Raw genomic sequence first — 18,179 nt, forward strand, 5'->3', positions numbered from 1 at the left:
TGACCCGTCTGCCGCCGCGCCTTCCTGGGGTTTTGGTCAGAGGCGGAAGACGGACACCACGTTGATCATCGTCGCGGCCTGGTGCTTCAGGCTCTCCGCCGCGGCGGCGCTCTGCTCGACCAGCGCGGCATTCTGCTGCGTCACCTGGTCGAGCTGGTGGATCGCATCGCCGACCTGGGCGATGCCCTGGCTCTGTTCGCCGCTGGCGGCGCTGATCTCGGCGATCAGGTCGGCCACGCGCTTCACCTGGTTGACGATGTCGGCCATCGTGCCGCCGGCCTCGGCCGCGAGCGCGCTGCCCGCCTCGACCTTCTCGACGCTGTCGCCGATCAGGCCCTTGATTTCCTTGGCGGCCTGGGCGCTGCGCTGCGCGAGCGTCCGCACCTCGCCGGCCACGACGGCGAAGCCGCGGCCCTGCTCGCCGGCGCGTGCCGCCTCCACCGCGGCATTCAAGGCGAGGATGTTGGTCTGGAAGGCGATGCCGTCGATCGTGCCGATGATGTCGGCGATCTTGCGCGAGGCGGCGGTGATCTGCTCCATCGTCGCGACCACCTGGCCGACGACCTGCCCGCCCTTGGCCGCCACACCGGAGGCGCTGGTGGCGAGCTGGTTGGCGGTGCGCGCGGTCTCGGCGTTCTGCTTGACCGTGGCGGTGAGCTGCTCCATCGAGGCGGCCGTCTGCTCCAGGTTGGCGGCCTGCTCCTCGGTGCGCTGGCTCAGGTCGGCATTGCCGCTGGCGATTTCGCTGGAGCCGGTGGCGATCGAGTCGGAGCTGTTGCGCACCTGGCTGACGATCTTCACCAGGCTGTCGTTCATCGTCTGCAGCGCGACCGTCAACTGGCCGACCTCGTTGCGGCCCAGCGGCTGGATCCGCGAGCGCAGGTCGCCGGCCGACACCGCCTCGGCGACTCTCACCGCATCGCTGAGCGGCCGCACGATCGAGCGCACCAGCGACCAGGCGATCAGCAGGCCGGCCGCGACGATCAGCACCGCGCCGACGGCGGCCGTCCAGCGCAGGCCCGTGCGTGCGGCATCGGCGTCCGCCTCGGCCTGGTCCATCTTCTTTTCCTGCAGCTTGACGAAGTCGTCGATGTCGGCGAGGTAGGCCGCGACCGAAGGCGCGTATTCCTTGTCGATGATCTGGCGGCTGAGATCCTTGTTGCCGGCCGTCATCGCCTCCTTGGCCTTGGCGCTGGCCGCCAGCAGCTGGACGCCGTGGCCCATGATGACCTTCATCTGCTCCTTGTCCTGCGGCGCCTGCGCTTCCTCGGCCACCTGCTTGCGCAGCGCCTGCACCTTGGGCGTGTCGGTGGCCAGCGCCTCCTTGAACAGCTCGCCCACGGCGGGATCGGAGCTGACGGTGGCGGCCATGCTGCGCGCCACGGCCGTCTGCGTCATGCCCTGCCACTGCACCGACTTGCGGATCAGCGACTGCGCCTGCTTCGTCGCCGCGCTGGCCTCGTCGGCGATGACATTGGCGCGGTGCATCGTGTAGCCGCCGATCAGCAGCATCGCCACCAGCAGGATCGCAATCGCGGTGGTGACCCGCCGCGCCAGGGGAATGTCGTTGAGATTCATGGAAACCCGCCGAGTTGGATGACGGCGAGATTCTGCGCATGCGGCCCGGCTCTGCCAACCGCTGCGGCCTCGCGCAGCGTGACTTCTTCCAGTGAATACCCTAGGCAGCTGCTGTAACGCGTGCGACTCGGCGCCGCCCGAACGCTGGATTAGACTGATTCGATAACGACGACGACAGGAGACAGCGGCCATGGCAGCACCCCTGATGGGTCAGATGATGACGGACCCCTTGCTGGTCTCGTCGCTGATCACGCACGCGGCCCGGCATTCCGGCAGTACCGAGATCGTCAGCAAGCGGGTCGAGGGCGACCTGCATCGCTACGGCTGGCGCGATGCCGAGCTGCGCTCGCGCAAGCTCGCGCAGGCGCTGGCGCGGCTGGGCCTGCAGGAGGGCGAGCGCGTTGCCACCCTGGCCTGGAACGGCTACCGGCACCTGGAGATCTACTACGGCGTGGCCGGCTCGGGCCTGGTCACGCACACGATCAACCCGCGCCTGTTCCCCGAGCAGATCGCCTGGATCGCCAATGACGCGCAGGACGCCGCGCTGTTCTTCGAGGCCACCTTCCTGCCGCTGGTCGAGAAGCTGCTGCCGGCGCTGAAGAGCGTGCGCCATTTCGTGCTGATGACGGACCGTGCGCACATGCCCGCGCAGTCCGCGATTCCCAATCTGCTCTGCTACGACGAGCTGGTGGAGGCCGAGGACGGCCGCTACGCCTGGCCCACCTTCGACGAGAACCGCGCCGCCTGCATCTGCTACACCTCGGGCACCACTGGCAATCCGAAGGGCGCCGTCTACAGCCACCGCTCCAGCGTGCTGCACTCGATGGGCGCGGCGATGCCCGACGCGATGGACTGCTCCTCGCGCGACGTGGTGCTGCCGGTCGTGCCCATGTTCCACGTCAACGCCTGGGGCATCCCGTACACGGCCGCGCTGGTCGGCTTCAAGCTGGTGATGCCGGGGCCGCACCTGGACGGCAAGTCGCTGTACGAGCTGTTCGAGAACGAGAAGGTCACCTTCAGCGCCGGCGTGCCCACCGTCTGGCTGGGCCTGCTGAACTACGTGAAGGCCAACGGCCTGAAGTTTTCCACCTTCAAGCGCACGGTCATCGGCGGCTCGGCCTGTCCGCCGGCGATGATGAAGACGCTGCAGGAGGACTACGGCGTCGAGGTGATCCACGCCTGGGGCATGACCGAGATGTCGCCGCTGGGCACGCTGTCTAAGCTGACGGCCCGCCAGCTCGAACGCTCGCCCGAGGAACAGCGGCACGCGCTGGAGAAGCAGGGCAAGGTGATCTACGGCGTGGACATGGCCGTCGTCGACGACGAGGGCCGCGAGCTGCCTTGGGACGGCGACAGCGCCGGCAACCTGCTGGTGCGCGGCCACTGGGTCATCGACCGGTACTACAACCTTGAGGACTCGCCGCTGACGACGGTCGACGGCCGGCCCGGCTGGTTCCCCACCGGCGACGTCGGCACCATCGACGCCGACGGCTTCCTGCAGATCACCGACCGCAGCAAGGACGTGATCAAGTCCGGCGGCGAGTGGATCAGCTCGATCGAGCTGGAGAACATCGCGATGGCCCACCCGGACGTGTTCGAGGCCGCGGTGATCGCCGCCAGGCATCCGAAGTGGGACGAACGCCCGCTGCTGGTGGTGGTGAAGAAGCCCGACGCGGCGCTGACGCGCGAGCAGATGCTGGCCTTCTTCGAGGGCCGCATCGCCAAGTGGCAGATCCCCGACGACGTCGTGTTCACCGGCGAGATCCCGCATACCGCCACCGGCAAGATGATGAAGCTGAAGCTGCGCGAGCAGTTCAAGGATCACAAGCTGCCGGGAATCTGACAAGGCGCTGACAGTGGCGGCTGGGGAAGTCCCCAGCGGCTGCCACGAGCCTTGTCCAGTACCGTTCCTGCGCCTTTCAAGAGAACGCAAAGTTCCGCCCTACCTTCACCCACAAGGAGACAACGATGTCGAGCAGCAAGTTCATGAAGACGGCCCTGGCCGCAGCCGTGCTGGTGGCCGGAGCCGCCGCCCATGCGCAGAAGGGCGAGACGGTCAAGATCGCCTGGATCGACCCGCTGTCGGGCCTGATGGGCCCGGTGGGCCAGAACCAGGTCAAGAGCTTCCAGTTCTTCGCCGAGAAGTACAACAAGACCAACCCGGCGGGCGTGAAGTTCGAGCTGGTGCCGATCGACAACAAGCTGAGCCCGGCCGAATCGCTGAACGCGCTGAAGTCCGCCACCGACCAGGGCATCCGCTACGTGATCCAGGGCAACGGCTCCAGCGTCGCGCTGGCGCTGATCGACGCGATCAACAAGTACAACGAGCGCAACCCCGGCAAGGAAATCATCTACCTGAACGACGCCGCGGTGGACCCGGACCTGACCAACAGCAAATGCAGCTACTGGCACTTCCGCTTCGACGCCGACACCTCGATGAAGATGGAGGCCATCACCACCTTCCTGAAGGACCAGCCGGACGTCAAGAAGGTCTTCCTGCTGAACCAGAACTACTCGCACGGCCACCAGGTCGCCAAGTACGCCAAGGAACTGCTGGCCCGCAAGCGCCCGGACATCCAGATCGTCGGCGAAGACCTGCACCCGATCGCCCAGGTGCGCGACTTCGCGCCCTACGTGGCCAAGATCAAGGCCAGCGGCGCCGACATGGTGATCACCGGCAACTGGGGCTCGGACCTGGCCCTGCTGGTGAAGGCCGCCAACGAGGCCGGCTACAACGGCAAGTTCTTCACCTACTACGCCGGTGTCACCGGCACGCCCACCGCGATGGGCGCCGCCGGCGAGAACCGCGTCTACCAGGTTGCCTACAACTACAACAACATGGGCGGCAACATGGACAAGCTGGCCGACGAGTTCAAGGCCAAGTTCAACGACGACTTCTACACGGGCTCGATCATCCACATCTTCGAGGCGCTCGGTAACGGCATGGCCAAGGCCAAGAGCACCGACCCGGTGAAGGTCGCCAAGGCGATGGAAGGCCTGAGCTTCAAGAGCTTCAACGGCGACGTCACGATCCGCCCGCAGGACCACCAGCTGCAGCAGCCGCTCTACATCTCGATGTGGGCCAAGGCCGATGCGAAACACCCGTACAGCGTCGAGAACACCGGCTACAACTTCAAGCTGGTGAAGGCCTTCGAGTCCTATGTCTCGAGCACGCCGACCTCCTGCCAGATGAAGCGTCCGTAACGGCCCACCCCCGTTGCCGCTGCGCGGCTCCCCCTCAAGGGGGCGCAGCCAGCGGCCTGGCGGAGCCAGTTCCGCGGCTGCCGCTCGATGTGTTGTACCTGACGGAATCGCTGTGGACCAAATCCTGATCAACCTGCTGAACGGCCTGTCCTCCGGACTGCTGCTGTTCATGCTCAGCTCGGGCCTGACGCTGATCTTCAGCATGATGGGCGTGCTGAACTTCGCGCACGCCAGCTTCTACATGCTGGGTGCCTACGTGGCCTACAGCCTGGCCGGCGTGCTGGGCTTCTGGCCCGCGCTGATCGCCGCGCCGCTGCTGGTGGGCCTGGCCGGCGCGCTGTTCGAGCGCACCGCGCTGCGCCGCGTGCACAAGTACGGCCACGTGCCGGAACTGCTGATCACCTTCGGCCTCAGCTACGTGCTGCTGGAGGTGGTACAGCTGGTGTTCGGCCAGACGGCGGTGCCGTTCTCGCCGCCGCCTGCGCTGCAGGGCTCGGCCTTTACGATCATCCAGAGCCCGCAGACCGGGCTGTCGTTCGCGCTTGGCGCCGCGCCGGCCGCGGTCTGCGCCGGTGCCTCGTGCTCCACCTTCCCGCTGACCCGCGTGTTCATGATGGCCGTGGCGCTCTTGATGCTGCTGGCCCTGTGGCTGCTGCTGACGCGCACCCGCATCGGCCTCGTGATCCAGGCGGCGCTAACGCACCCGGAGATGGTCGAGGCGCTGGGCCACAACGTGCCGATGGTGTTCATGCTGGTGTTCGGCAGCGGCTGCGCGCTGGCGGGCCTGGCCGGCGTCATCGGCGGCATGACCTTCGTGACCGATCCGACGATGGCTGCACTGGTCGGCACGATCATCTTCGTGGTCGTCGTGGTGGGCGGCATCGGCTCGCTGGCGGGGGCCTTCGTCGGCTCGCTGCTGATCGGCCTGCTGCAGACCTTGCCGCTGACGGTGGACGGCTCGCTGGCCACGCTGTTCAAGCTGGGCCCCGACACCTTCGGCTACCCGATCCTGAAACTCTCGCTGGCCCAGGTGGCGCCGATCCTGCCCTACCTGCTGATGGTGCTGATCCTGATCTTCCGGCCCAAGGGCCTCCTCGGTACGCGGGAGGACTGACGTGGCCACGAATCAATTCCACTTCAAGCCCTACAACGTCGGCCGCTGGATCGTCTGGGGCGCCTATGCGCTCGCGCTGATCGTCGCGCCGCTGATCTGGACCAGCAGCCTCGCGCAGTCGATGCTCACGCAGATCGGCATCGGCATCATCGCCTGCCTGGCCTACAACATGCTGCTGGGCCAGGGCGGCATGCTGAGCTTCGGCCACGCGGTCTACAGCGGCTTCGGCGCCTACCTGGCGATCCACACGCTCAACGCCGCCGGCGCCGGGCACTGGAACATCCCGGTGAGCCTGATCCCGCTGGTGGGCGGCGTGGCGGGCCTCTTCTTCGCGGGGCTGCTCGGCTACGTGTCGACGAAGAAGGCCGGCACCACCTTCGCGATGATCACGATGGGCATCGGCGAGCTGATCTGGTCGATGTCGCTGATGCTGCCGGAGTTCTTCGGCGGCGAGGGCGGCGTCTCCAGCAACCGGGTGGTGGGCAAGCCGGTGCTGGGCATCAGCTTCGGCCCGCAGATCCAGCTCTACTACCTGATCGCCGTCTACTGCTTCGTCTGCACCGGCGCGATGTACGCGCTGACCCGTACGCCGCTGGGCCGCATGCTCAATGCCGTGCGCGACAACCCGGAGCGCGTCGAGTTCATCGGCTACGACACCCGCTGGGTGCGTTTCCTGGCCTTCATGATCTCGGGCTTCTTCGCCGGTGTCTCGGGCGGCCTGGGCGCGCTCAACACCGAGATCGTCACGGCCGAGGTCGTCGGCGCGGCCCGCTCCGGCGCGCTGCTGCTGTTCACCTTCCTCGGCGGCGCCACCTTCTTCTTCGGGCCCATCATCGGTGCCGTGCTGATGGTCGTGGCGCTGGTGCTGCTGTCGGAGCTGACCAAGGCCTGGCTGCTGTACCTGGGCCTGGTCTTCCTCTTCATGGTGATGTACGCGCCGGGCGGCATCGCCAGCCTGATCATGATGAACCTGCGCGTGGCGGCCTTCGGCAAGCTGCGCCGGCTCTGGGCCTCCTACATCGCGCTGGCGGCCAGCGTGCTGACGGTGCTGGCCGGCGGCGGCGCGATGGTCGAGATGCTCTACCACCTGAAGCTCAACGAGGCGCTGGGCCCGCAGATGAGCTACATGGGCGCGTCCCTCAATGCCAAGGGCTTTGACGCCTGGTTCGGCGCGGCCTTCGTCCTCGTCGTCGGCGCGGCGCTGTTCGAGCTGGCGCGGCGCCAGTACTCGCGCGAGTGGGGCGAGATCCAGGAAGAGATCGAGAAGGAAATCAAGCGCAGGGAGGCACTGTGATGAGTGAGTTCGCTTTGGAACTGCTCGGCGTCCACAAGAGCTTCGGCAAGAGCGCGATCATCCGCGGCGCGCAGTTGCAGGTGAAGGCGGGCGAGCGGGTCGCGATCATCGGTCCCAACGGCGCGGGCAAGTCCACGCTGTTCAACCTGATCAGCGGGCGCTTCGGCATCACCAGCGGCGAGATCAAGCTGCATGGCAATCGCATCGACGGCATGAAGCCCTACGAGATCAACCGCCGCGGCCTGTCGCGCAGCTTCCAGGTCTCGAACCTGTTCACGCGGCTCTCGGTGTTCGAGAACATCCGCTGCGCGGTGCTGTGGAGCATGGGCCACCGCTACGCGTTCTGGAAGTTCCTCGCCGACCTGACGGACGCCAACGAGCGCGCCGAGCAGGTGATGGAGATGATCAAGCTCGACAAGAAGCGCGACGTGCTGGCGATGAACCTCACCTACGCCGAGGCCCGCGCGCTGGAGATCGGCATCACGATCGCCGGCGGCTCCAGCGTGATCCTGCTGGACGAGCCCACGGCCGGCATGAGCAAGAGCGAGACCTCGCGCTTCATCAGCTTGATCCGCGAGGTGACGACCGGCAAGACCCTGCTGACCGTGGAGCACGACATGGGCGTGGTCTTCGGCCTCGCCGACAAGATCGCCGTGCTGGTCTACGGCGAGGTGATCGCCTTCGACACGCCCGACGCGGTGCGCGCGAATGCGCGCGTGCAAGAGGCCTATCTCGGCTCGGTCTTGGCGGAGGCCCACTGATGGCAAACGGACGCACCCTCAAGCTGGACAACGTCCACGCCTTCTACGGCAAGAGCCATGTGTTGCACGGCGTGTCGATGGAGGTCCGCCCCGGCGAGATCGTCAGCCTGCTGGGCCGCAACGGCTCGGGCCGTTCGACCACGGCCAAGACCATCATGGGCCAGGTCGATGCGCAGGGCACGATCGAGTTCGGCGGCAAGCCGCTGCTGGGCATGAAGGCCTACGAGATCGCCCACTGCGGCATCGGCTACGTGCCCGAGAACCGCGACATCTTCCCCAAGCTCACCGTGCACCAGAACCTGATGCTGGGCGAGAAGCGCGGCGCTGCGAAGAACAAGCGCCGCTGGGGTTTCGACGACATGTACGCGATGTTCCCGCGCCTGAAGGAGCGCCAGCACACCGAGGCCGGCGTGCTCTCCGGCGGCGAGCAGCAGATGCTGACCCTGTGCCGCACCCTGATGGGCGACCCCGACCTGATCATGATCGACGAGCCCACCGAAGGTCTCGCGCCCAAGATCGTCGAGCTGGTGGCCGAGTACCTGAAGGAACTGCGCAAGCGCGGCGTCAGCGTGCTGCTGGTCGAGCAGAAGCTGGCCATCGCGCTGGAGATCTCCGAGCGCTGCTATGTGATGGGCCATGGCCGCATCGTGTTCGAAGGCACGCCCGCAGAACTGCGGGCGAATGCCTACGTGCGCAAGGAGTGGCTGGAGGTGTGAGCCTCAGCCGGCGCGGCGGCGGCTCATCAGCAGGCCGATCGCGGCCAGGCCGGCCAGGCCCAGGGCCCAACTGGCCGGTTCCGGCACCGGGCTGGCGCTGATCGTCACGCTGCCGAAGTTGCCGGCCGTGTCGGCCAGGTAGGGGCTGCCGAAGCCGCTGCTCAGCAGGAGGCCGTTGGCATCGGTGCCCCAGACAGCGTCGATGCCGACCGGCTTGCCGACGTCGAAGGAGATGCCGGTGGAGCCGTCGAGCGCCGTCGCCAGTGTGTAGACCGTGCCCTGGAAGCTCAGCGTCAGCGTGCTGGGCATCAGGTAGTCCGGCGATGCAGCGAGCAGGGTCTCGTCGAAGCTGAACTGGCCGGAGAAGGACTGGCCTGCCAGCACGCCGTCCTCGATGACGCCGCCGAAGTTGTAGGTCGTGTTCGCCTGTGCGGCGCCGGCGAAGAGGGTGCAGGCGGCCAGCGCCAGCAGCGAGTGCTTGATGTTGTTCATGGGTGAGTGCTCCTGGATCAGAACTTGTAGTTGGCTGCCGTCAGCGCGGTGCAGGCCACGCCGCGCAGCTGCACGATGGCGCGGCTCTTGGCCGGGCCGGCGCTGCCGTCCACGTCGAGGCCGATGACGGCGCTGCCGGCCTGCGTCGCGCAGGTCACGTGGCCGCTGGCCAGCGGGTCGGCGCTCGCGACGCCCTGGCTTTGCAGCAGGCCCGAGAGATCCAGCCGGTCGTCCGCGGGGTTGAAGTCGGTGATGGTGTCGCCGACGTCGAGGATGCTGCGGTAGACGAACACGTCGTGGCCGCCGTTGCCGGTGATCGTGTTGGCACCGGGGCCGCCCTCGATTACGTCGTCGCCCGGCGTGCCGACGATGGTCTTGCCGCCGCCGCTGATCTCGTTGACCAAGTTCAGGCCCAACACCATCGGGTCATGGTCCGACGAGCGGTACGGCGTGGCCGTGTAGTAGTCCGGGTTGCCCGTGGTGGACGTGCCGAAGACCTTGAACTCCGTGTTGTAGTCGATGAAGCTGGGCTCGTCGGCGTTGATGTGCCAGGAGGTGGCGTAGACCACCTTCGGCGCGAGGCTGGCGGTGGCGAAGCCGTGGTCCAGGCGGCCGGAGGCGCCGTCGAACACGTAGGAGTAGTCCGGCGCGTTCGGGTCGGTGTCGAAGGCGGCGACCATGTCGACGATGGCGCCGCCGCTGGTCAGCGCGTCGACCGGGTCTTCCTTGGCGTAGGAGTTGAAGTCGCCCAGCAGCACGACGTCGCTCGTGCCCGCTGCGGTCTTTACCGTTTCCACGAAAGTCTTCAGGCGGTTGGCCTGCTTGACGCGGGTGAGGTTGCAGACGCCTTGCAGGCCGTCGTCCCCGTCGCTCGTGTCTTCGCAGGAGCTCTTGCTCTTCAGGTGGTTGACGACCACCGCGAACTTCTCGCCGTTGGGCAGCACGAAGCCCTGCGCCAGCGGCGGGCGGTTGTTGACCGCATCGGCGTCGGACAGCGTGACGCCGTTCAGCGCGACCTTGCCCGGCTTGTAGATCATCGCGACGCGGATGGCGTCCGTGCCCGTGCCTTGCGACGGGACCGGCACCGTGGCGTAGGTGCCTGCGCCCAGCTTGGCGTTGAGCTGGTCGACGAGGTACTGCACCGTCGTCTGGCCGCTGTTCTGGATTTCCATCAGGCCCAGCACGTCGGCGTTCAGCGCGCTCAGCTCGGCCACGGTCTTGGCGAGCTGGCGGTTGAACTCGGTGATGTTGTCCGCGCCGCGGCAGTTGCCGTTGGACGTGGCACCACCCAGCGAGCAGCCGGCCGTGCCCGTGGCGAAGCCGCCGTTGGTGAAGCTGGTGAAGAAGTTCAGTACGTTGGCGCTGGCGATGCGCACATTGCCGCCGCTGACCTGCGGCGTGGCCTGGCGCGGGTTGGTGCGCGCGAAGCTCACGGCCGCGTTGTCCAGCGGGTGGATCTTGTACATGCCGAACTCGGTGTTCGTGCTGGTGGCGAGGCCGTAGTCGATGACGCCGGTGATGTCGCCCGTGGTGTCACCCGCGCGCACCGTGTTGTCCGGGCCGATGAAGGGCACGGGGTTCACGTTCTGCAGGCTGCTGCCGTCGTCCAGCAGGATGCTGCGGGCCAGGTTGGCGGCCAGCAGGTCGCGCGCGGCGGCGCCGGGGCGCAGCACGTTGGTGGGCGTCTGGACGCGGCCGCCGGCGGCGATGGTGAGCTGGCCGTAGCGGCCGTAGAAGTAGTTCTGCTGGGCCATCAGCGGGCCGCGCAAGGTGACAACCATGCCTTCGTAGGCTTCCAGCGCGTCGGTGGGCAAGGTGAGCAGGTCCAGCTCCACCGGCATGACGGCGTTGGTCGCGCCCAGGTCGGTGATGCCGCTGGGGCTGACCAGCTCGGTCACGGTGTGGGCCAGCGTGTCGGCATTGCTGGCCGCGCCGGTGTTGAATTCGCTGACCGTGCCGGACAGGCGCACGGCGTGGCCCACGGTCACCGTCGGCGCTGTGCTGGTGTAGACGTAGATGCCGCTGGACGCGCCGGTGACGGCGGGGTTGTTGCCGCTGTCCACGTCCTGCAGGAAGAAGCCCGCGTTCGTCAGCTTGGTGACGACGCCGCTGGTCGTGACCGTCTGGCCGACCATCGGGCTCGTCGCGCCCGTGCCCTGGATCTGCGGGATCGTGATCGCGCCCTGCACGTTCAGCGCGATCGTGCAGGAGGCGGTCTGCGCGTCGTCGTTGGCCCAACCGAGATTCAGGCTGTAGCTGCCGGCCGGAACATTGGCGCCCACCGAGATCTGCTGCGTGGCGACGCCACCGTCCGCTGCCGCCGGGCTGAAGCTGCCCAGCGTGACACCGGCCGGCCAGGTGCCGGTGACGGAGGCGGCGTTGACGCGGCTGTCGGCATCGGTGGCCGTGACCGAGAAGCTGGAGGCCGTGCCGAGCACGGCGCTGGCGGCCGGGCAGCTCGGGATGATCACGGCGTTGACGGGCGCGCCGCACAGGTGCGTGGCGCTGGACGTGTTGCGCGGCGTGGGCGTGCCGCCGGTGAAGTCGGTGGCGTTGTTGTTGGTGTCGGTGCAGCCGCCGCCGTTGCGCAGGGCGCCGAGCGTGACGCTCAGCGTGGTGGCGAGCGAGCCTTCGGTCGAAGCGCTGCCGCCGTAGCCGACCACGTCCTCGGCATTGGTCGGCGCGGTGCCGGTCAATGCGGTGGCGCTCTTCGCCAGCGCGACCTTGCCGGCGCCTGCGGCCATGGCGATGGTGCCGGTGATGTCACCGTTGACCGCTGCGGCACCGGCGTACGAGCCGCTGGCGCTTTCCGCGACGAGGTAGTACTGGCCCGGTTGCAAGGTCACGCCGGCCGGGATGGTCGTCACCTGCCAGCTCGTGCCGGTGGACGAGGCGTACTGCACCGACCAGCCGCCGATGGCGACCGGCGCGCTGCCCGCATTGAACAGTTCGACGAAGTCGTTCTTGTAGAGCAGGCTGGTGTTGGCGCTGCCGCCGCCGCCAAAGACCTGGCTGATCACGACGCCGGTCGGCGAAGCCGAGGCTGCCATGGACGCGAGGGCCGCGGACAGCAGGATGGCAAGAGGCTTGAGTTTCATGGGCGCGGGTCTCCGAGGGTCATCGATCAATGCTGGGCCGCGATGCTAGGCAGCTTGTGTGACAGCACGGAGATGGTTCGGTTATCGTCCGGACTACGACTGCACCCAGGAGAGGGGCCTGCGCGATGGAAGTGAAGCTCGACAAACGCTACGCGATCGCGGCCTCCGCGGCGCAGGCCTGGGCGGTGCTGTCCGATGTGCATGCCACCGCGGCCTGCATGCCCGGCGCGCAGATCACCGAACAGATCGACGCGACACACTACAAGGGCATGGTCAAGAGCAAGATCGGCCCGGCCATGATGAGCTTCAATGGCGACATCGAGGTGCAGGCGCTGGACGCCGCGACGCAGACCTTGCGCATGCTCGGCAAGGGCGCGGACAAGGCCGGCTCCTCGGCCTCGATGGAACTGACGGCGACGGTCGAGCCCGACGGCGATGCCGCCTCGGTGCTGGTCGGCACGGCCGTGGTGACGGTGAGCGGCAAGCTCGCGCAGTTCGGCAGCCGGCTGCTGGTGCCGGTGTCGGACGCGATGCTGGCGCAGTTCGCGCAGAACTTCGGCGCGGCTGCGGCTGCGGCGGCGGTTCCCGTTGCTGCGTCGGCAGCTGCTGCTGCACCGGCGGTGGTGTCCGATGCGCCGGCGCCGGCGTCAGTGCCCGCACCGGCGCCGGTGGTGGTTCAGGCCCCACCCGTCAAGGAGCTGAACGCGCTGGCCCTGATGTGGACCGTGTTCAAGGGCTGGCTTGCGGGCCTGTTCGGCCGTAAGACCTGAGGGCCTCTAGTCGGACCTTTCAGCGGGCCTGACGGCGGCGCGCGATTGCGCCCAGGCCGGCGATGCCCGCCAGCATCAGTGCCCAGCTGCCGGGTTCCGGCACGGCGCTGACGGTCACGTTGCCGGCGAATTCCGCGACGAAGCCGGCGTGGAAATAGCGATGATTCACCGCGTCGTAGTCGCCGAGATCGTCCGAGGTGTCGTCCCATTGGCCGTTGTCGACGAAGCGGGAGACGTACTGGTTCGCGAAGGGCGAAAAGTTGTCCGGCTGTCCCGGCGCCCAGTTCGAATAGCCCATCAATTCGTTGGCGTTGCCGTTCCAGTACCAGGGGCCGCTGTAGTCGGGGATGACCGCGCCGTTGGCGTCGCGCGTGTCGCCGCGGACAGCGCCGATCCGGTAGCCCCAGAGGTCGAGGCCACGGCTGGCGAAGCCGTCGACGATCGCGCTGTTCTCTTGCGCCGAGTAGATCGTCACCATCCAGCCTTGCGGACCGCCAGCCGATGCAATCGCGTTGATCGTGTTCCAGGCATCGGCCTCCGTCGCCGGGCCGGAGCTCGGCGCGATGGCGACGTAGCTGGTATCCGTCGCCGCGTTGTAGACCGCGCCATAGGCAGCGGTGTAGCCGGTCGGCAGCGTGATCGAGGTGGCGGCGTCGGCGCCGGTGGCGGCGAGCGCCAGGAGGGCCGTAATGGCGAGCTTGGTGGTCATTCTTGTCCCTGAGCTTTTGGTTTGACTGCGGCAGCGATTGTGTCAGCGCAGTTTCAAAGTAGCGCTGCCGTTTACCCCCGTAGTCTTGGGGTCAGGGCTTGCCAAATCGGCACATTCCGAGGGCGTTATGCGAACGCATAAACTCGGCGCAGCGGGGCGGCAGCATCCTCCGCATGGGGAGTTCCATGGTGATCGGTCGTCGTCGTCCTTGGCTTCTGTTCGGCCTTCCACGGGCCCTGTCATTGGCCCTGTGTCTGGCCGCGGTGGCGGCGCTTGCGCAGCCGCCGCGTACCGTCGTCGTGGCAGTGGACGACGCGCATCCACCCTATGCCTATGCGCAGAACAACCAGGCCGCCGGCGCCTACGTGGAGGTGCTGGGAGCGGCGATGCGCGAATTGCCCGGCTGGCGCCTGAAGCTGGTGCTGCGCCCCTGGGCCCGCGCGCTGCAGGAGGCGCAGCAGGGCCGCGTGGACGCTTTCCTGCCGCCCTATCGGGAAGTGAACCGTGATTGGGTGACGGTCTTCGCCGGGCCGCTGCATACCGAGGAGGTGGTGCTGAGCTGCGCGGCGCGCGTGCGCATCGGGCCGGCGAGCCACTGGCCCGAGGACTTCGCCGGTCTGCGCATCGGCACGACGCGCGCCTACCTGCTGAGCCACGAGCTGAGCGCGGCCATCGGCAGCGCCCACGTCAAGCACCGCGAGTACCGCCAGGGCCGCGATGCGCTGGCCGCGCTGGCCCATGACGAGATCGACTGCTACGGCAACGATGCGCTCGACATCGAGCACAGCTACAGCGCGGCACTGGCCGATCAGCACTGGGCCGCGCGCATGCCCGGCCGGCTGGAGGCGCCGTTCCTGCTGAGCAGCCAGAAGGCCTACCTGGGCATCTCCACGCAGTCGCTGGCGCAGCGGCCGGAGCTGGCGGATTTCGTCGAGGCGCTCAACGCCCGGCTGGCGCAGATGCGCGCCAGCGGCGAGATCAAGCGGCTGATGGCCGAAGCGCTCGCCTCACGCAAATGAGCACAAGCAGCCTGTCGCTGCTGAGACATCGGGCAGCTTGTTTTGCTGCCTAGAATCGAACGATCGTTCTATTCCATCTAGCACGGGTTTCCACCGAGAGGTCAGCATGACAGCCATCTACGAAGTCCGCGGCAACGTCGCCGTGATCACGCTCAGCAACCCGCCGGTCAATGGCCTGGGCTACGAGACGCGCAAGGCCGCGGCCGCCGGCATCGAGTCGGCCGAAAACGATCCGGCCGTCAAGGCCATCGTCATCACCGGCGCCGGCAAGGCCTTCTCCGGCGGCGCCGACATCAAGGAGTTCAACTCCCCGAAGGCGCTGGCCGAGCCCAACCTGGGCAGCCTGATCCTGGTGGTCGAGAACAGCACGAAGCCGGTCGTCGCGGCGATCCACACGGTCTGCATGGGCGGTGGGCTGGAGCTGGCGCTGGGCTGCCACTACCGCGTCGTGCAGAAGGGCGCCAAGATCGCGCTGCCCGAGGTGAAGCTTGGCCTGTTGCCCGGTGCCGGCGGCACGCAGCGCCTGCCGCGTGCGCTGGGCGTGGAGCCCGCGATGAACATGATCGTCAGCGGCGAGCCGGTGCCGGCCGAGATGCTGGCGATGGTGCCGGGCCAGAAGCTGTTCGACCAGGTCGTCGACGACAACGTGCTCGATGCCGCGATCGCCTTCGCCAAGGACGTGGCCGACAAGCGCCCGCTGCCCAAGGTGCGTGACCTGAAGGCCCGCGTCGCCAATGCCGATGCCTTCTTCGGCTTCGCGAAGAACATGGTGACCGGCATGTCGAAGAACTTCCCGGCGCCGCTGAAGTGCCTGGAGACCGTGCAGAACTCGGTGACGATGAAGTTCGACGATGGCATCAAGGCCGAGCGCGAAGGCTTCGTCGCGCTGATGCAGACGCCGGAATCGAAGGCGCTGCGCCATGCCTTCTTCGCCGAGCGCGCTGCCAGCAAGATCGCCGACGTGCCCGAGGACACGCCGCAGCGCACCATCGCCAAGGTCGCCGTCATCGGCGCCGGCACGATGGGCGGCGGCATCAGCATGAACTTCCTGAACGCCGGCATCTCGGTGACCATCCTGGAGACCAAGCAGGAAGCGCTGGACCGCGGCATCGCCACGATCAAGAAGAACTACGAAGCCCAGGTCGCCAAGGGCAAGCTCAAGGCCGACAAGTACGAGCAGCGCATGGCCCTGCTGACGCCGACCCTGGACTACGCGGCCATCGGCGACGCCGACCTGGTGATCGAGGCCGTGTTCGAGGAACTGGGCGTCAAGGAAACGGTGTTCAAGAAGCTCGACGAAGTGATGAAGCCCGGTGCGATCCTGGCCTCCAACACCTCGACCCTGGACGTCAACAAGATCGCCAGCTTCACCAAGCGTCCGCAGGACGTCGTCGGCCTGCACTTCTTCAGCCCGGCCAATGTGATGCGCCTCTTGGAAGTGGTGCGCGGCGAGAAGACCGCCAAGGACGTGCTGGCCACCGTGATGCAGCTGGCCAAGAAGATCAAGAAGACGGCTGTGGTCTCGGGCGTCTGCGATGGCTTCATCGGCAACCGCATGATCGAGCAGTACAGCCGCCAGGCCGGCTTCCTGCTGGACGAGGGCTGCACGCCGGCGCAGGTGGACAAGGCGGCCGAGAAGTTCGGCTTCGCGATGGGCCCGTTCCGCATGGGCGACCTGGCCGGCAACGACATCGGCTGGGCGATCCGCAAGCGCCGCGCCGCCGAGCGGCCGAACATGAACTACTCGAAGACCGCGGACCTGCTGTGCGAGCTGGGCCGCTTCGGCCAGAAGACGCAGGCCGGCTGGTACGACTACAAGCCGGGCAAGCGCGATGCGATCCCGTCCAAGGTCGTTACCGACATGCTGGAGAAGTACCGCGCCGACAAGGGCATCGTGCCGCGCCAGGTCAGCGACGAGGAGATCGTCCAGCGCCTGGTGTTCGCGCTGGTCAACGAGGCCGCGCACCTGCTGGAGGAGGGCATCGCCCAGCGCGCCTCGGACGTGGACATGGTCTACCTGACCGGCTACGGCTTCCCGGTGTTCCGCGGCGGCCCGATGTGCTACGCCGACACCGTGGGCCTCTTCAACGTCGTGCAGGCGATGAAGCGCTTCGCGAAGAACCCGATGGACGATGCGAAGTTCTGGGAGCCGGCGCCGCTGATCAAGCGTCTCGTGGCCGAAGGCAAGAGCTTCACCTAACACCAAGATCGAGCGAGTACACACCATGAGCAAAGCAGTCATCGTCTCCACCGCCCGCACGCCCCTGGCCAAGAGCTGGAAGGGCGCTTTCAACATGACCCATGGCGCGACGCTGGGCGGCGAGGCCGTCAAGGCGGCCGTGGCGCGCGCCGGCGTCGAGCCCGGCGCCATCGAGGACGTGCTGATGGGCTGCGCCACGCCCGAGGGTGCGACCGGCGGCAATATCGCCCGCCAGATCGTGCTGCGCGCCGGCCTGCCGATCACCGTCAGCGGCGTCACCGTCAACCGCTTCTGCTCCAGCGGCCTGCAGACCATCGCAATGGCCGCGCAGCGTGTGATCGCGGGCGAAGGCGACGTCTACGTGGCCGGCGGCGTCGAGAGCATCTCCTGCGTGCAGAACGAGGCCAACCGCCACATGTACACCGATCCCTGGCTGCTGAAGAACAAGCCGGAGATCTACTGGAGCATGCTGCAGACGGCCGAGCAGGTGGCCAAGCGTTACAACATCGGCCGCGAGCGCATGGACCAGTACGGCGCCGCCAGCCAGCAGAAGGCCTGCGCCGCGCAGGCCGCGGGCAAGTTCAACGACGAGATGATCAGCGTCACCACGACGATGGGCGTGGTCGACAAGGTGATGGGCATCACGACCAAGGAAGTGACGATCAGCGCCGACGAAGGCCTGCGCGAAGGCACGACCTACGAAGGCATCAAGGACCTGCGCTCGGCCCTGCCAGGCGGCCTGATCTCGGCCGGCAACGCCAGCCAGTTCAGCGACGGTGCCGGCGCCTGCGTGGTCGTCAGCGAGCAGTACGCCGAGAGCCACGGCCTGAAGCCGCTGGGCCGCTTCCTCGGCTTCGCCGTGGCCGGCTGCGAGCCCGACGAGATGGGCATCGGCCCGGTCTTCGCCGTGCCCAAGGTGCTGAAGAAGCTGGGCCTGACGGTCGCCGACATCGACCTGTGGGAACTGAACGAAGCCTTCGCCGTCCAGGTGCTGTACTGCGCCGACACGCTGGGCATCCCGATGGACCGCCTGAACGTCAACGGCGGCGCCATCGCCGTCGGCCACCCGTATGGTGTGTCGGGCCAGCGCCTGACCGGCCACGCGCTGATCGAAGGCAAGCGCCGCGGCGCGAAGAAGGTCTGCGTGACGATGTGCATCGGCGGCGGCATGGGTGCGGCCGGGGTCTTCGAAGTCTTGTGATGTGAGCGGGTCGGCGTTTTCGA

14 protein-coding genes are annotated in these 18,179 nt (G+C 67.5%); 10 read left to right on the forward strand and 4 right to left on the reverse strand.

The window, feature by feature from the left end; all coding sequences use genetic code 11:
- Positions 1–36 precede the first annotated feature (36 nt).
- On the reverse strand, positions 37–1,578 hold the full coding sequence (locus SNE35_RS25210; protein WP_320425799.1) for a methyl-accepting chemotaxis protein: 1,542 nt from the start codon (positions 1,576–1,578) through the stop codon (positions 37–39).
- Between the two features lie 190 nt (positions 1,579–1,768).
- Here SNE35_RS25210 and SNE35_RS25215 point away from each other — a divergent pair, with 190 nt between their 5' ends.
- From SNE35_RS25215 to SNE35_RS25240, 6 genes are all read left to right on the forward strand, one after another.
- Positions 1,769–3,421 carry a 3-(methylthio)propionyl-CoA ligase gene (locus SNE35_RS25215; RefSeq protein WP_320425800.1) on the forward strand — a complete coding sequence of 551 codons (1,653 nt, stop codon included), beginning with the start codon at positions 1,769–1,771 and terminating at the stop codon, positions 3,419–3,421.
- Positions 3,422–3,564: 143 nt separating this feature from the next.
- The gene (locus SNE35_RS25220) at positions 3,565–4,782 is read left to right on the forward strand and encodes a branched-chain amino acid ABC transporter substrate-binding protein (RefSeq protein ID WP_320426165.1); all 1,218 of its coding nucleotides are present in this window, start codon (positions 3,565–3,567) and stop codon (positions 4,780–4,782) included.
- A gap of 169 nt (positions 4,783–4,951) precedes the next feature.
- Positions 4,952–5,896 (forward strand): branched-chain amino acid ABC transporter permease, encoded by a 945-nt coding sequence (locus tag SNE35_RS25225; protein ID WP_431312795.1) that lies wholly within the window; start codon positions 4,952–4,954, stop codon positions 5,894–5,896.
- Between the two features lies 1 nt (position 5,897).
- Entirely contained in the window at positions 5,898–7,190 is a 1,293-nt protein-coding gene (locus SNE35_RS25230) for a branched-chain amino acid ABC transporter permease (RefSeq protein ID WP_320425801.1), read from the forward strand.
- The gene (locus SNE35_RS25235; RefSeq protein ID WP_320425802.1) at positions 7,190–7,951 is read left to right on the forward strand and encodes an ABC transporter ATP-binding protein; all 762 of its coding nucleotides are present in this window, start codon (positions 7,190–7,192) and stop codon (positions 7,949–7,951) included. Before SNE35_RS25230 ends, SNE35_RS25235 begins: the two co-directional genes overlap by 1 nt.
- On the forward strand, positions 7,951–8,667 hold the full coding sequence (locus SNE35_RS25240; RefSeq protein WP_320425803.1) for an ABC transporter ATP-binding protein: 717 nt from the start codon (positions 7,951–7,953) through the stop codon (positions 8,665–8,667). The genes SNE35_RS25235 and SNE35_RS25240 overlap by 1 nt, the downstream gene beginning before the upstream one ends.
- Positions 8,668–8,670: 3 nt before the next feature.
- Here the strand turns inward: SNE35_RS25240 and SNE35_RS25245 are convergent, their stop codons facing one another.
- Positions 8,671–9,159, reverse strand: coding sequence for a PEP-CTERM sorting domain-containing protein (locus tag SNE35_RS25245; protein ID WP_320425804.1), 489 nt, complete (start codon positions 9,157–9,159; stop codon positions 8,671–8,673).
- A gap of 17 nt (positions 9,160–9,176) precedes the next feature.
- The gene (locus SNE35_RS25250; protein ID WP_320425805.1) at positions 9,177–12,257 is read right to left on the reverse strand and encodes an ExeM/NucH family extracellular endonuclease; all 3,081 of its coding nucleotides are present in this window, start codon (positions 12,255–12,257) and stop codon (positions 9,177–9,179) included.
- 125 nt (positions 12,258–12,382) lie between these two features.
- Between SNE35_RS25250 and SNE35_RS25255 the strand changes: the two genes are divergently transcribed.
- The gene (locus SNE35_RS25255; protein WP_320425806.1) at positions 12,383–13,027 is read left to right on the forward strand and encodes an SRPBCC family protein; all 645 of its coding nucleotides are present in this window, start codon (positions 12,383–12,385) and stop codon (positions 13,025–13,027) included.
- 19 nt (positions 13,028–13,046) lie between these two features.
- On the opposite strand, the gene SNE35_RS25260 is transcribed toward SNE35_RS25255, so the two are convergent.
- Positions 13,047–13,736, reverse strand: a complete 690-nt coding sequence (locus SNE35_RS25260; protein WP_320425807.1) for a PEP-CTERM sorting domain-containing protein — start codon at positions 13,734–13,736, stop codon at positions 13,047–13,049.
- Between the two features lie 242 nt (positions 13,737–13,978).
- Between SNE35_RS25260 and SNE35_RS25265 the strand changes: the two genes are divergently transcribed.
- From SNE35_RS25265 to SNE35_RS25275, 3 genes are all read left to right on the forward strand, one after another.
- A complete protein-coding gene (locus SNE35_RS25265; protein WP_320425808.1) occupies positions 13,979–14,755 on the forward strand; it encodes a substrate-binding periplasmic protein in 777 nt (258 codons plus the stop codon).
- A 106-nt stretch (positions 14,756–14,861) separates the two neighbouring features.
- Positions 14,862–16,955 (forward strand): 3-hydroxyacyl-CoA dehydrogenase NAD-binding domain-containing protein, encoded by a 2,094-nt coding sequence (locus SNE35_RS25270; protein WP_320425809.1) that lies wholly within the window; start codon positions 14,862–14,864, stop codon positions 16,953–16,955.
- A 25-nt stretch (positions 16,956–16,980) separates the two neighbouring features.
- Positions 16,981–18,156 carry an acetyl-CoA C-acyltransferase gene (locus tag SNE35_RS25275; protein ID WP_320425810.1) on the forward strand — a complete coding sequence of 392 codons (1,176 nt, stop codon included), beginning with the start codon at positions 16,981–16,983 and terminating at the stop codon, positions 18,154–18,156.
- Positions 18,157–18,179 lie beyond the last annotated feature (23 nt).

Source organism: Roseateles agri (assembly GCF_034043675.1).
In the GTDB taxonomy this organism is placed as follows: domain Bacteria; phylum Pseudomonadota; class Gammaproteobacteria; order Burkholderiales; family Burkholderiaceae_C; genus KK5.

Coding starts and splice junctions, on each gene's coding strand:
- SNE35_RS25250 (WP_320425805.1), bottom strand. CDS start 12,257: ATGAAACTCAAGCCTCTTGCCATCCTGCTGTCCGCGGCCCTCGCGTCC.
- SNE35_RS25260 (WP_320425807.1), bottom strand. CDS start 13,736: ATGACCACCAAGCTCGCCATTACGGCCCTCCTGGCGCTCGCCGCCACC.
- SNE35_RS25275 (WP_320425810.1), top strand. CDS start 16,981: ATGAGCAAAGCAGTCATCGTCTCCACCGCCCGCACGCCCCTGGCCAAG.
- SNE35_RS25240 (WP_320425803.1), top strand. CDS start 7,951: ATGGCAAACGGACGCACCCTCAAGCTGGACAACGTCCACGCCTTCTAC.
- SNE35_RS25235 (WP_320425802.1), top strand. CDS start 7,190: ATGAGTGAGTTCGCTTTGGAACTGCTCGGCGTCCACAAGAGCTTCGGC.
- SNE35_RS25270 (WP_320425809.1), top strand. CDS start 14,862: ATGACAGCCATCTACGAAGTCCGCGGCAACGTCGCCGTGATCACGCTC.
- SNE35_RS25220 (WP_320426165.1), top strand. CDS start 3,565: ATGAAGACGGCCCTGGCCGCAGCCGTGCTGGTGGCCGGAGCCGCCGCC.
- SNE35_RS25215 (WP_320425800.1), top strand. CDS start 1,769: ATGGCAGCACCCCTGATGGGTCAGATGATGACGGACCCCTTGCTGGTC.
- SNE35_RS25225 (WP_431312795.1), top strand. CDS start 4,952: ATGCTCAGCTCGGGCCTGACGCTGATCTTCAGCATGATGGGCGTGCTG.
- SNE35_RS25245 (WP_320425804.1), bottom strand. CDS start 9,159: ATGAACAACATCAAGCACTCGCTGCTGGCGCTGGCCGCCTGCACCCTC.
- SNE35_RS25255 (WP_320425806.1), top strand. CDS start 12,383: ATGGAAGTGAAGCTCGACAAACGCTACGCGATCGCGGCCTCCGCGGCG.
- SNE35_RS25210 (WP_320425799.1), bottom strand. CDS start 1,578: ATGAATCTCAACGACATTCCCCTGGCGCGGCGGGTCACCACCGCGATT.